14 protein-coding genes are annotated in these 13,149 nt (G+C 74.8%); all 14 read left to right on the top strand.

Annotated elements, in window-relative coordinates:
* The first annotated feature begins 92 nt into the window (after window positions 1–92).
* The 14 genes from EDC03_RS04915 (at window position 93) to EDC03_RS04850 (ending at window position 13,101) form a co-directional block, all read left to right on the top strand.
* Complete coding sequence (locus EDC03_RS04915) at window positions 93–1,091, top strand: sigma-70 family RNA polymerase sigma factor (RefSeq protein WP_241967049.1); 999 nt, start codon at window positions 93–95, stop codon at window positions 1,089–1,091.
* Window positions 1,092–1,236: 145 nt separating this feature from the next.
* The gene (locus EDC03_RS04910) at window positions 1,237–2,103 is read left to right on the top strand and encodes a flagellin N-terminal helical domain-containing protein (protein ID WP_123379074.1); all 867 of its coding nucleotides are present in this window, start codon (window positions 1,237–1,239) and stop codon (window positions 2,101–2,103) included.
* Window positions 2,104–2,281: 178 nt separating this feature from the next.
* Window positions 2,282–3,160 carry a flagellin N-terminal helical domain-containing protein gene (locus tag EDC03_RS04905; RefSeq protein WP_123379073.1) on the top strand — a complete coding sequence of 293 codons (879 nt, stop codon included), beginning with the start codon at window positions 2,282–2,284 and terminating at the stop codon, window positions 3,158–3,160.
* 252 nt (window positions 3,161–3,412) lie between these two features.
* Window positions 3,413–4,255 (top strand): flagellin N-terminal helical domain-containing protein, encoded by an 843-nt coding sequence (locus tag EDC03_RS04900; protein WP_123379072.1) that lies wholly within the window; start codon window positions 3,413–3,415, stop codon window positions 4,253–4,255.
* 208 nt (window positions 4,256–4,463) lie between these two features.
* Window positions 4,464–5,321 (top strand): flagellin N-terminal helical domain-containing protein, encoded by an 858-nt coding sequence (locus EDC03_RS04895; RefSeq protein ID WP_123379071.1) that lies wholly within the window; start codon window positions 4,464–4,466, stop codon window positions 5,319–5,321.
* Between the two features lie 254 nt (window positions 5,322–5,575).
* The gene (gene fliD, locus EDC03_RS04890) at window positions 5,576–6,949 is read left to right on the top strand and encodes a flagellar filament capping protein FliD (protein ID WP_123379070.1); all 1,374 of its coding nucleotides are present in this window, start codon (window positions 5,576–5,578) and stop codon (window positions 6,947–6,949) included.
* A gap of 112 nt (window positions 6,950–7,061) precedes the next feature.
* Window positions 7,062–7,589: a flagellar export chaperone FliS gene (fliS, locus tag EDC03_RS04885; protein WP_123379069.1), complete on the top strand. Its 528-nt coding sequence runs from the start codon at window positions 7,062–7,064 to the stop codon at window positions 7,587–7,589.
* A gap of 4 nt (window positions 7,590–7,593) precedes the next feature.
* On the top strand, window positions 7,594–8,067 hold the full coding sequence (locus EDC03_RS04880; RefSeq protein WP_123379068.1) for a hypothetical protein: 474 nt from the start codon (window positions 7,594–7,596) through the stop codon (window positions 8,065–8,067).
* 648 nt (window positions 8,068–8,715) lie between these two features.
* Entirely contained in the window at window positions 8,716–9,069 is a 354-nt protein-coding gene (locus tag EDC03_RS04875; protein ID WP_241967035.1) for a flagellar basal body rod protein FlgB, read from the top strand.
* Window positions 9,066–9,476 carry a flagellar basal body rod protein FlgC gene (locus EDC03_RS04870; protein ID WP_123379067.1) on the top strand — a complete coding sequence of 137 codons (411 nt, stop codon included), beginning with the start codon at window positions 9,066–9,068 and terminating at the stop codon, window positions 9,474–9,476. Before EDC03_RS04875 ends, EDC03_RS04870 begins: the two co-directional genes overlap by 4 nt.
* Window positions 9,477–9,481: 5 nt before the next feature.
* Entirely contained in the window at window positions 9,482–9,823 is a 342-nt protein-coding gene (gene fliE / locus EDC03_RS04865) for a flagellar hook-basal body complex protein FliE (protein ID WP_123379298.1), read from the top strand.
* Window positions 9,823–11,460 carry a flagellar basal-body MS-ring/collar protein FliF gene (fliF, locus tag EDC03_RS04860; protein WP_123379066.1) on the top strand — a complete coding sequence of 546 codons (1,638 nt, stop codon included), beginning with the start codon at window positions 9,823–9,825 and terminating at the stop codon, window positions 11,458–11,460. Before fliE ends, fliF begins: the two co-directional genes overlap by 1 nt.
* Window positions 11,457–12,491, top strand: a complete 1,035-nt coding sequence (fliG, locus tag EDC03_RS04855; protein WP_123379065.1) for a flagellar motor switch protein FliG — start codon at window positions 11,457–11,459, stop codon at window positions 12,489–12,491. Before fliF ends, fliG begins: the two co-directional genes overlap by 4 nt.
* Window positions 12,475–13,101 carry a FliH/SctL family protein gene (locus EDC03_RS04850; protein WP_148058009.1) on the top strand — a complete coding sequence of 209 codons (627 nt, stop codon included), beginning with the start codon at window positions 12,475–12,477 and terminating at the stop codon, window positions 13,099–13,101. The genes fliG and EDC03_RS04850 overlap by 17 nt, the downstream gene beginning before the upstream one ends.
* The last annotated feature ends 48 nt before the right edge of the window (window positions 13,102–13,149 follow it).

The raw sequence follows: 13,149 nt of genomic DNA, 5'->3' as shown, positions 1-13,149 counted from the left end.
CGTCGTTGCTGAGGGGCCGTGCACCCGTCCGGATGACGGGGCACCCGTCCGGCCTCAAGGTGGCCGGGGGCCGGGACGAGACCTGCTCCGTGATGATCCCGACGCAGCGCGTGGCCCCGCCGACCGCCACGACGCCGAGCACGCCCCGCCGCGACGCCGCGGCGGTCGAGGCCCTCGTCACCGCGCACCTGCCGCTGGTCGGCCACGTCGTCCGCGAGGTCGCCATGCGGCTGCCGTCGCACGTCGACGCCGGCGACCTCGCCGGGGCCGGCGCCGCCGGGCTCCTCCAGGCGGCCCGCGGATACGACGAGACGACGGGCGTCCCCTTCGGCCGCTACGCCAGCACGCGCATCCGTGGCGCCGTCCTCGACGAGCTCCGCGCGATGGACCTCGTCAGCCGCGGCGCCCGCTCCCGCGGCCGCGAGATGCACGGCGTCGAGGACTCCCTCACCGCGACCCTCGGCCGCCGGCCGAGCCGCGAGGAGCTGGCCGGCGCCCTCGGCGTCGACGTCTCCGAGGTCGACCGCCGCCGCCAGGAGTCCGCCGTCACCGTCTCCAGCCTCGACGCCCCCGTCGCGGGCTCGGCGGGGGAGGAGGCGCTGACCCGCACCTGGGCCGAGGGCCTCGGCGACGACCGCCCCGGCCCCGAGGAGCTGGCGCTGCGCGCCGAGCGGATGCGGGTCATGGGCGCGGCCGTCAGCGCCCTGCCGGACCGGCTGCGCGCCGTCGTCGTCGGCTCCTTCCTCCAGCAGCGCCCGCTCGCGGAGGTCGCCGCCGAGCTCGGCGTCACCGAGTCCCGCGTCAGCCAGCTGCGCACCGAGGCGCTCGGGCTCCTCCGCGCCGCGATGGAGAGCGTCCTCGAGCCGCGCCCCGCCGCCCCGGCGCCCACGGGCGTCGCGGCCCGCCGCCGCGAGGCCTTCTACGCCGACGTCGCCCTGCACGCCGCGGCCGCGGGGGTCGGCAGCGCCGCCGCCGGCGCCTCGGCCCGCGAGGTCCTCGCCGCCCGCGCCGGTGCGCGCGTCGAGCGGGCCACCGCCTCGCTGCCGCTGCAGCGCACGGGCTCGCCGCTGCGGCAGGCGCAGCCCGCCTGAGGCACCCCGGCGCTGACGGTCACCCGGTCGGCCCAGCGCCCCACCGTCCCCTCAAGAGCCCGCCCGCCGGGCCGATGAGGTCAGCGGGTCCCCACGGACGGGGGCCCGTCACCGGAGCACCACATCTCACGGAGGAGCACCCGCCATGGGTTTCCAGATCAACAACAACGTCGCCGCGTTCAACGCGTACCGGAACCTCTCGGTCACGCAGGGCTCGGTCTCCAGCTCGCTCGAGAAGCTCTCGTCCGGCCTGCGGATCAACCGCGCCGCCGACGACGCCGCCGGCCTCGCGATCTCCGAGGGCCTGCGCTCGCAGGTCGGGGGCCTCAAGGTCGCCGTCCGCAACGCCCAGGACGGCATCTCCGTCGTCCAGACCGCGGAGGGCGCGCTGTCGACGAGCACCTCGATCCTGCAGCGCATGCGTGACCTCACCGTCCAGGCCGCCAACACCGGTGGTCTCAGCACCGAGGCGACGGCGAACATCCAGAAGGAGGTCGACCAGCTCGCCCAGGAGCTGACCCGCATCGCGGACACGACCCAGTTCAACGGCAAGAAGCTGCTGGACGGCGCCTACTCCGGTGCCTTCCAGGTCGGCGCCAACGGCGGCGAGCAGATCACCGTCGCCATCAACGCGGGGCTGACCGACCCCGCCGACCCGGCCTCGACGCCGCTGGGCGTCGGCGCGGCCGGCCTCGGCGTGCAGGGCGCCTCGGCGACGCAGGGCATCGACGTCACGGACGCCGACGCCCTCGAGACGATCGACAAGGCCATCCAGGCCGTCTCGACGACCCGCGCGGACCTCGGTGCGAAGCAGAACCGCCTCGAGATGACCATCAAGAACCTCAACGTCTCGGTGGAGAACCTCACCGCGTCGGAGAGCCGTATCCGTGACACCGACATGGCGGCGGAGATGGTCTCGTTCACGAAGTCGCAGATCCTGTCCCAGGCCGGCACGGCGATGCTCGCGCAGGCCAACCAGATGGGCCAGGGCGTCCTGCAGCTCCTGCGCTGACGTACGACCGCACCACGGCGGGCGGACCACCCCCGGGTGGTCCGCCCCTCGCCGTCACCCGTCCGGGTGAACCGCGCGCGGCCGCGCTCAAGGAGCCGGCCGTCGTGCCGATGCACTCCCCGAGGCCCCCACGGACGGGGGCCCTCGGCGTCACCACCTCAGGGAAGAGAGACACCTCATGGGTTTCCAGATCAACAACAACGTCGCCGCGTTCAACGCCTACCGGAACCTCTCGGTCACGCAGGGCTCGGTGTCCAGCTCGCTCGAGAAGCTGTCGTCCGGCCTGCGGATCAACCGCGCCGCCGACGACGCCGCCGGCCTCGCGATTTCCGAGGGCCTGCGCTCGCAGGTCGGCGGTCTCAAGGTCGCCGTCCGCAACGCCCAGGACGGCATCTCCGTGGTCCAGACCGCGGAGGGCGCGCTGTCGACGTCCACCGCGATCCTCCAGCGCATGCGCGACCTGTCGGTCCAGGCCTCCAACACCGGCGGCCTCAGCGACTCGGCGAAGACGAACATCCAGTCCGAGGTCGACCAGCTGGCCGAGGAGCTCACGCGCATCAGCTCGACCACGCAGTTCAACGGCAAGAACCTCCTCGACGGCTCGTACTCGGGCGCCTTCCAGGTGGGTGCCAACGGCGGCGAGCAGATCACCGTGGCCATCAACGCCGGCGGCACGACGGCGCTCAGCGCGACCGGCCTCGGCGTCGCCGCCCTCGACATGGAGGGCCCCTCGGTCGCCTCCGTCGTCACCGCGGGGGTCAGCGACAACTCGGGGACGGGCGCGGCCCGCGCCATCGAGCTGCTCGACACGGCGATCCAGACGGTCTCGACGGCGCGCGCCGACCTCGGTGCGAAGCAGAACCGCCTCGAGATGACCATCAAGAACCTCAACGTCTCGGTGGAGAACCTCACCGCGTCGGAGAGCCGCATCCGTGACACCGACATGGCCGCGGAGATGGTCTCTTTCACGAAGTCGCAGATCCTGTCCCAGGCCGGCACGGCGATGCTGGCCCAGGCCAACCAGATGGGCCAGGGCGTCCTGCAGCTCCTGCGCTGACGCCGCGCCGCCCGCGGGCGGCACCGCACGACCGCGACGGCGGGTCGGGGGACACCCCCGGCCCGCCGTCGTCGTGCGTCCGGCTCACCCCGCGCGGGACCGCCGTCCGCCCACGACACGCCGTCCGTCACCCGGTCGGCCCCGTGCGGCGGGCGGCGGCGCTCAAGCGCCGCCGCGTCGCGCCGATGTTGTCCTCGAGCACCCACGGACGGGGGCTCGTCCAGCTCGCACCCTCACGGAAGAGAGTCAGTCATGGGTTTCCAGATCAACAACAACGTCGCCGCGTTCAACGCGTACCGGAACCTCTCGGTCACGCAGGGCTCGGTGAGCAGCTCCCTCGAGAAGCTGTCCTCGGGTCTGCGCATCAACCGTGCGGCGGACGACGCGGCCGGCCTCGCCATCTCCGAGGGCCTGCGGTCCCAGGTCGGCGGCCTCAAGGTCGCCGTCCGCAACGCCCAGGACGGCATCTCCGTCGTCCAGACGGCCGAGGGCGCGCTCTCGACCAGCACCTCCATCCTCCAGCGCATGCGTGACCTCACCGTCCAGGCCGCCAACACCGGTGGCCTGAGCGACGAGGCCACGGGCAACATCCAGAAGGAGGTCGTCCAGCTCCGCGAGGAGCTCACCCGGATCGCCGAGACGACGCAGTTCAACGGCAAGAAGCTGCTCGACGGCAACTACACGGGCGCCTTCCAGGTGGGTGCCAACGGCGGCGAGCAGATCAGCGTCGCCATCACGGCCGGTGCGGCCGGCTCCTCCGTCGCGGTCGACGCGGCGGGCCTGGGCGTCGACACCGTCGACGTCACCGCGACCGGTGGCGCCGAGGCGGGCCTCACCGCCATCGACGCGGCGATCCAGACGGTCTCGACGGCGCGCGCCGACCTCGGTGCGAAGCAGAACCGCCTCGAGATGACCATCAAGAACCTCAACGTCTCGGTGGAGAACCTCACGGCCTCCGAGTCGCGCATCCGTGACACCGACATGGCGGCGGAGATGGTCTCGTTCACGAAGTCGCAGATCCTGTCCCAGGCCGGCACGGCGATGCTCGCGCAGGCCAACCAGATGGGCCAGGGCGTCCTGCAGCTCCTGCGCTGACGTCGGGCCCTCCGGGGCAGGCGTCACGCAGACCGGTACCAGCGGGCCGGCTCCCTCCGGGGAGCCGGCCCGCTGCCGTCCCACCCGTTCGGCGCAGCCGTCGCGCGCGCCGCGCTCAAGGTGCCGTGCCCGGCGCCGATGACCTCCTCGAGCACCCACGGACGGGGGCTCGTCCACCGGCCACCACCCTCACGGAAGAGAGCTCGTCATGGGTTTCCAGATCAACAACAACGTCGCCGCGTTCAACGCGTACCGGAACCTCTCGGTCACGCAGGGCTCGGTGAGCAGCTCCCTCGAGAAGCTGTCCTCGGGTCTGCGCATCAACCGTGCGGCGGACGACGCGGCCGGCCTCGCCATCTCCGAGGGCCTGCGGTCCCAGGTCGGCGGCCTCAAGGTCGCCGTCCGCAACGCCCAGGACGGCATCTCCGTCGTCCAGACGGCCGAGGGCTCGCTCTCGACCAGCACCTCCATCCTCCAGCGCATGCGCGACCTCTCGGTCCAGGCGGCCAACACCGGTGGCCTCAGCACCGAGGCCACGGCCAACATCCAGACCGAGTTCAACCAGCTCTCGGAGGAGCTCACCCGGATCGCCGACACCACCCAGTTCAACGGCAAGAAGCTGCTCGACGGCTCCTACACGGGCAACTTCCAGGTCGGCGCCAACGGCGGCGAGCAGATCACCGTCGCCATCAGCACCGGCACGCCCGGCACGGGCATGGGCGCCATCGGCCTCGGTGTCGCCACGGCCGGTGCGGCTGCCGGCGACCCGGACGTCCCGCTCGCCGTCGGTGCCGCCGGCACGCTCGCCACGATCGACACGGCGATCCAGACGGTCTCGACGGCGCGCGCCGACCTCGGTGCGAAGCAGAACCGCCTCGAGATGACCATCAAGAACCTCAACGTCTCGGTGGAGAACCTCACCGCGTCGGAGAGCCGCATCCGTGACACCGACATGGCCGCGGAGATGGTCTCGTTCACGAAGTCGCAGATCCTGTCCCAGGCCGGCACGGCGATGCTGGCGCAGGCCAACCAGATGGGCCAGGGCGTCCTGCAGCTCCTGCGCTGACGTCGGGCCCTCCGGGGCAGGCGCCACGCAGCACCAGCACCACCGCACGCCGACGGCGGGTCGGGGGAGACCTCGGCCCGCCGTCGGCGTGCCGGGCCGGCGCGCCGCACGGCACGCCGCGGCTGACCCGGACGGGCGACCTCCGGCGCGGCCCGCGCTCAGGTCCCCCGCCCTCGCGCCGATGCACACGGGGAGCGGCCCGCCGGGCCACCCCACCACCACGAACGACGTACCGAAGACCCGAGGAGGCCGTCATGGCCGGAGGACTCTCGATCGGCGGCCTGTCCAGCGGCCTGGACACGACGACGATCATCTCCCAGCTGATGTCGGTCGAGTCGGCGTCGCAGACCCAGCTCAAGAGCCGGGTCAGCGCTGCGGAGAAGCAGGTGACCGCGCTCCAGTCGATCAACACGCGGCTGACGTCCATCACCTCGGCCGCCGCCAAGATCCTGCCGACGACCTTCGCCGGCTCGACCGTGGCGGGCGCCGCCTGGTCGGCCACGACGACGACCTCGAGCTCTCCGGCCGTCACCGCGACCGCCGTCAGCTCGGCCGACGCCCGGCCCGGGTCGGTCACCTTCACGGTCAACCAGGTCGCCACGACCCACGCCGTCGTCGCCGGCCGCGCGGCCGCCGCCGACGAGACCGTCGTCGCGGGCCCGCCCTACGAGGTCTCCATCGAGTTCCCCAACGCCGGCACCGACGCCGTCCGCCTCATGGTCGGCGGCTCCGGGACGGTGCGGGACGTCGCCGCCGCCATCAACGGCGACGCGTCGCTCGGCATGCGCGCGACCGTCCTGCAGACCGCGCCCGGCGAGTACCGCCTCCAGGTGTCGAGCACGACGCCCGGCGGCGCCGGCGCGTTCGAGATCTCCGGGATGGAGGACGCGCTCGGCGAGGAGGTGCTCCTGCGGGAGGGCCAGGACGCCGAGATCGACCTCGGCAACGGCTTCCTGCTCACCTCGTCCACGGGGTCCTTCGACGACCTCCTGCCCGGCGCGTCGATCCGTCCCACCGACGCGGCCCTCGGCCAGACCGTCACGGTGGGCGTGGCCCGCGACGGCGCCGCCGCCTCGACGGCGGCGAAGAACCTCGTCGACGCCGTCAACGTCTCGCTCCAGGAGCTGCGGAGCCAGAGCGCCTCGACGCCGGGCACGACCGCCGGCACGGCCGGCTCCTCCGGGCCGCTCGCGGGCGACGGCGTCGTCCGCGGCACCATCCAGAAGCTGCTGTCCGCCGTCTCGTCGAGCGGCGTCTCGCCGGCCGAGGCCGGCATCGAGCTCTCCCGCGACGGCACGCTGACCTTCGACCAGGCCCGCTTCGACAAGCTCATGGCGGCCGACCCGGTCAAGGCGCAGGCCCTCGTCTCGGGCCTGGCGACCCGGCTGCAGGACGTGGCCAAGGAGGCCAGCGACCCGACGAAGGGCACCATCACGACGTCCATCACCGGGCGCCGCAGCACCGTCAGCGACCTCACCGACCAGATCGGCCGCTGGGACACGCGCCTCTCGCTGCGCCGGGAGACGCTCGAGCGCCAGTTCAGCGCCCTCGAGACGGCCCTGTCCGGCATGAAGGCCCAGTCCAGCTACCTCGCGAGCCAGATCTCCGGCCTGCCGAGCTGGGGCTGACCCTCCCGCCCGAGCCCGCCCGACCGACCCCGCACGGCGCCCCGAGCAGCAGGCGGGCGCCGCCCGAGCACCACCGCCCCGTCCCCGGGGCCCCGACGAGAGGGACCACCCCGTGCAGAACGCCGCCGCCGCCCGCGCCCGCTTCCTGGCCGACGCCGTGGCCACGGCCTCGCCGGCCAAGCTGCTGACGATGCTCTACGACCGCCTCGTGCTCGACCTGTCCCGCGCCGAGCGGGCCCAGGCGGCGGGGGACCGGTCCACGGCCAACGCGCAGCTGATCCACGCGCAGGACGTCGTCTCCGAGCTGCAGCGCTCCCTCGAGGCCTCCGGCGGCACGTGGGCCGGCGCCCCCGGCCTGCTCGGCCTCTACGCCTTCCTGTCCTCCGAGCTCGTCGAGGCCAACATCACCGGGGACGCCGCTCGCACCGCCTCCTGCCGGGGGCTCGTCGAGCCGCTGCGCGACGCGTGGCACGAGGCGGCCCGCACGGCCGGTGCCCCCGCCGCCGTCCCGGGCGCGACGGCGTCGCTCGCCCAGGGCGCCGCCGCCCGGTCCGCCGCCGCGGGCCTCGCCGCCACCGGCGCGGTCCCCGCCGTGGGCATCCCGACCCAGCGCTCCGGCGCCCTCTTCGTCAGCGCCTGACGCCGTGAGCCGTCAGCGCACGCCCGTCGCGCCCGCTGCGACGGTCGCCACCGCCGGGACCTTCGTCCCGGGCCCGCGCGCCCCGCTGGCCGCCGACCTGGCGCCGTCGCCGCGCCCGACGACGGGCCCGCCCGCCGGCGCCGGCTCCTTCACCGCCGCGTGGGAGCAGGCCCTCGCCGAGCTCGAGCTCGAGGTCTCGGCGGCCGAGGACCTCCTCGGCCGCCTGCACCGCCAGGCGGACCTCCCCCCGGCGACGCTCCGTCAGCCGTGGGCGCCCCCGGCGGGCCTGGGCCCGCTGCCCCTCCCGCTGGCCGACCGCGCCCGCGCCCTGGCCGACCGTCAGGCCCAGGTCGCCGAGGCCCTCGCCCGCGCGATGGTCCTCAACCGTCGCCAGGCCCGCGCCGCCGGCGCCCTCGCCGACGCCCGCGCCCAGCAGCGCGCCCCCCAGGGCGCCGTCTACCTCGACCTCGCCCTCTGACCCACTCCCACCCCGCACGACGAGAGCCTCTGCACGGCCGACGGGATGTGTCCCGCTGCCCGTGCAGAGGCTCTCGTCGTCCCGGGGGCGAGCGGCGGAGGTCTGCACGAGATCCGCCGTGCACGGCGGATCTCGTGCCGACCCTCCACCACCGACGAGCGCCCGCACGGACGCCCCACCTCCCGCTCCGCCCACGGGTCGGTACCGACGACGTCGTCGCGCACCGGGGCGTGAAGCCGCGGCCGCGCCGGGACGGGGACGTGACGTCGTGAGCGGTCGGCCCGGGACGCGCGTCCGGCACGTCAGGCCGGCGCCCCGACCCGAGCGCGGAGCACCCCGACGCGCCGAGGCAGTGCCAGAGCGCGTCCCGGTCCGTCCGCGGACCCGACCGAGCCGGGTGACCGGAGCGGCGGGCGACGTCATCCGCGGAACCAGAAGGACGACACGCCGCACGACACGCCGCCCCGTCACCCGCGCGGCGGCAGGGGCACACCCGTCCGGCGGAGCGCTCAAGGAATCCACCCGACCGGCCGAAGCAACCCCTGAGCACGGACAGCTCGCCCCACGGCCACGGACCGGCCTTGCACCGCCCGCCAGACCCTGCAGCAGCCGGGGCCGGCGCGGGCACCGGACGACAGGACTCCCGACGTGTTCGGAGACGTGACGAGCGTGGCGCTGCGCGTCGCGATGAGCGGGCTCGCGGCCCGCCAGCGCGCGACGGCGGACAACGTCGCCAACATCGCGACCCCCGGCTTCCTCGCCGGTCGCGTGCAGTTCGAGGACTCGCTGCGCGACGCCGTCCGCTCGGGCGACGTCGGCCGCATCGCCTCGAGCGGGTCGACGACGTCGCGCTCGCTCGAGCCGACGCGCGAGGACGGCAACAACGTCAACCTCGACACCGAGTCGATCTCGGGGACGGACACGGTGCTGCGGTACCAGCTCCTCACCCAGGCCGTCACGGACCGGATGTCCCTCCTGCGCACCGCGATGAGGACCTCATGACCATCTTCTCGGCGATCGGCATCGCGGGCACGGGTGCGACCGTGCACCGCAAGTGGCTCGACGCGATCAGCGACAACATCGCCAACATCAACACGGCCCGGCCCTCGTCGGAGGCGGCCTACCAGGAGAAGCGCGTGATCGCGGAGGCCGTGGACTACGGCTCCGGCACGGGCGGCGTCCGGGTCGCCGGCACGGCGCTCGCGTCGTCGGCCGAGGGCCGGATGGTCTACGAGCCGGACAACGCGCTCGCGGACGCCGACGGCTACGTGCGGTACCCGGACGTCGACCTCGGCAGCCAGATGTCGCAGATGATCATGGCGCAGCGCGGCTACCAGGCGAACCTCGCCGTCGTCGACCGCGCCCGTGAGACGTACATGGCGGCGCTCCGCATCGGCGGTGGCGCATGAGCGTCATGGGGATCGAGGCGGTGGGCGCCCGGCCCGTCGCCGCCACGCTGCCGAGCCTCGCCTCGCTGCCGACCGGCGCCGTCGGTGCCGCGGCGCCGGCCGGGCCCGCCTCCGGGGAGGACGTCGCCTCCGCCTTCGGCGCCGCCCTCACCCGCGGCATCGCCTCCGTCGAGGCGGCCGAGAAGAAGGCCGACGGCCTCGCCGTCCAGGCCGCCACGGGGACGCTCACCGACGTCCACGACTACGTCATCGCGGCGAACCAGGCGAAGCTCGCCACCGAGCTCACGGTCGCCGTCCGCAACAAGGCCGTCGAGGCCTTCTCCGAGATCATGAGGTTGCAGGCCTGATGAACGCCGCCGCGGGGGTCCTCGGACCGCTCAAGAAGGTGGGGACGGGCTTCGGCTCCTTCTCCGCCGCGCAGAAGGTCATCGCCGTGCTCGGCGTCGCCGGGCTCCTCCTCGGGGGGACCGCGTTCTGGCGCTGGGCCAGCGAGCCCACGATGACGCCGCTGTTCTCCAACCTCGCGATGACCGACGCGAGCGCCATCACCGAGCAGCTCGACTCGTCGGGCACCCCCTACGAGCTGGTGGACGGCGGCGCGACGATCCTCGTCCCGCAGGACCAGGTCTACGGCCTGCGCCTCGACATGTCGGCGGCCGGCCTCCCCGGCGACGCCGGCACTGGGTACGCCCTCCTCGACGAGCAGGGCGTCACGGCCTCGCAGTTCCAGCAGAAGACGACGTGGCAGCGGGCGCTCGAGGGCGAGCTCGCCACGACCATCGGGTCCATCTCCGGCGTCGACTCGGCCCGCGTGCAGCTGGCCATCCCCGAGGACGACGTCTTCGCGGACACCGCGGGCACCCCGACCGCCTCGGTGCTCGTGACCTCGCGCCCCGGCTCGACCCTCACCGACGCGCAGGTCCAGTCGGTCGTCAACCTCGTCTCCTCCAGCGTCGAGGGCATGGCCCCCGAGGACGTCACGGTCGTGGACAGCGCGGGCACGCTGCTGTCGGCGTCGGGCGTCGGCGGGGCGGCCGGCGGGATGCGCGACCAGCAGACGGCGGACTACGAGACCCGCGTCACCGGCGACCTCCAGGAGGTCCTCGACCGGGTCGTCGGCAAGGGCAACGCGGTCGCCACCGTCACCGCGACCCTCGACTTCGACGACGTGCAGAGCACCGAGGAGCGCTTCACCCAGCCCGAGGGCGGCCCGCTCGCGCTCTCGCAGAGCACGGCCGAGGAGGTCTACACCGGCGCCGGCGGCGCCCCGGTCGGCGGCCAGCTCGGCGGCACGGGCATCCTCGGCCCGGACAACATCGCGGTGCCGAACGCCCAGACGCAGGCGGGCGCCGACGGCGCCACCGGCGGCTACACCAACAAGAGCGGCGACTCGACCTTCGGCGTCGACAAGACGACGACGGTCACCGACGCCGCCCCCGGCGCCCTGCAGCGCCAGGCCGTCTCGGTCGTCGTCGACACCGCCGCCAGCCGGGCGGTCGACATGCAGCAGCTCCAGGCCGCGGTCACGGCGGCCGCCGGCATCGACGCCGCCCGCGGCGACGTCGTGTCGGTCACGCAGATGCCCTTCGACACCTCGGGCGCCGACGCCGCGGGGGAGGCCGCGGCCGCCGCGGCCGCCGCCGAGGAGGCCGAGGCGCGCAACACCCTCATCGCCACCGGCGCCGTCCTCCTCGTCGTGCTGCTGCTCCTCGTGGTCGCCGTCCTCGCCGGCCTCAAGCGGCGCAAGCGGGACCGGCGCGCCGCCCAGGCGCTCGACCTCGGCCCCATGGAGGCCCTCGTGGCGCAGGCCCAGGCCGCCGAGACGGCCGCGGCCATCCCGGCCCCCCGCAGCGCGCCGGCCATCGAGCGGGCGCCCAAGGACGACGCGGCGCTGGCCCGAGAGCAGGTGGCCGAGCTGGCCGACCGCTCGCCGGACGACGTGGCCGAGCTCCTCCGCGGCTGGCTCGCGGCGGACAAGCGATGACCGCCCTCGCCGTGCGCGACGCCTCCACGCTGACGGGCAGCCAGAAGGCCGCCGTCGTCCTCGTCCAGCTCGGCCGCGAGCAGGCCGCCAAGGTCCTGTCCCGCATGGGCCCGGTCGAGGTCGAGGAGCTGGCCACCGAGATCGCGCAGCTGGGCGCGCTCGACGCCGAGACCGCCGACGGCGTCATCGCCGAGTTCCGCGAGCTCGCCGTCACGGGCGGCCCCCACGTCACGCGGGGCGGCCTGGCCGTCGCCCGCAGCCTCCTCGAGGCCACGGTGGGCGCGAACCGCGCCGACGACCTCCTCGAGCGCGTGGCCATCGCCACCCCCGGCAAGGTCTTCGAGTTCCTCCTCGACATGGACCCGCGCCAGATCCTCAGCTTCCTCACGGGGGAGCACCCGCAGACGACGGCCCTCGTCCTGGCGCACCTCGCGCCGGCGCAGGCCTCGGTCGTCCTCGCCGGCCTGCCGGCCGAGGTGCAGACCGACGTCGCCCACCGGATCGCCGTCATGGACCGCCCGGACCCGGACCTCGTCGCGCTCGTCGCCGAGGACCTCACCCGCCGCAGCTCGACGATCATCCCGACGTCGTCCGCCAGCGTCGCCGTCGGCGGCCTGCAGCCGCTCGTCGACCTGCTGGCGCGGGCCGACCCGGCCACGGAGAAGATCGTGCTCGAGGGCCTCGACGTCGTCGACGCCGCGCTCGCCGAGGCCGTCCGCCAGAAGATGTTCGTCTTCGACGACATCACCGGCCTCGAGGACAAGGCGGTCCAGCTCCTGGCCCGCCAGGTCGAGACGGCCGTCCTGGCCCTCGCCCTCAAGGGCACGGCCGAGCCGACCCGCGAGAAGGTCCTGTCCAACGTCTCCGAGCGCGCCCGCGAGAACCTCGTCGAGGAGATCGACCTGCTCGGCGCGGTCCGGCTCTCCGACGTCGAGGAGGCCCGGGGCCAGGTCGTGGCCGTCATCCGCGGCCTCGAGGCTTCAGGTGAGATCGTCCTGCGCCGAGAAGGTGCTGATGAGTACGTCAGCTGACCTGGCCGTCACGACCGCCGGCGCGCGTCCCGCGCCGTGGCTCGCCACCGAGCCCGTCACCCCCGAGGCCGGCCGCACGGCCGGGTACGCGGCCGGGTACGCCGCCGGCTGGGCCCAGGGCGCGAGCGCCGCGGCCGAGCGGTCGCGGGCCGTGCTCGAGGCCGAGGTGACGCGCCTGCGGGCCGCGGAGGAGGGCCGCCGGGCCGCCGCGAGCGCGGCGCTCGGCGCCCTCGCCCGCGCCGCGGCCGACCTCGAGCGGCGGGAGGCGCCGGCGCTCGCCGAGCTGACCGACGCCCTCGCCCGCACCGGCCTCGAGCTCGCCGAGGCGGTGCTCGGCGCCGAGGTCCTCGCCGGCGGGGGCGCCCGCGCGGCGCTGCTGCGGGCGCTGGCCCCGTGCCCGCCGTCGGGCGCCGTCGCGGTGCACCTGCACCCGGCCGACGTCGCCGAGCTGACCGGCACGGCCGACGTCCCGCCCTCCGTCCGCCTCGTGCCCGACGCGGGGATGCCCCGCGGCGACGCGTACGCCGAGCACGCCGACGGCTCCGTCGACGCGCGCCTGGCCCCCGCCCTCGAGCGGGCCCGCACCGCGCTGCTCGGCGGCGCGGCGTGAGCGCCCCCGCCGGCCCCGCCGCGGGGCTGCGGACGGTGCCCTTCGTCC

The organism is Pseudokineococcus lusitanus, from assembly GCF_003751265.1.
GTDB lineage: Bacteria > Actinomycetota > Actinomycetes > Actinomycetales > Quadrisphaeraceae > Pseudokineococcus > Pseudokineococcus lusitanus.
This window is presented reverse-complemented; position numbering and strand designations above follow the sequence as displayed.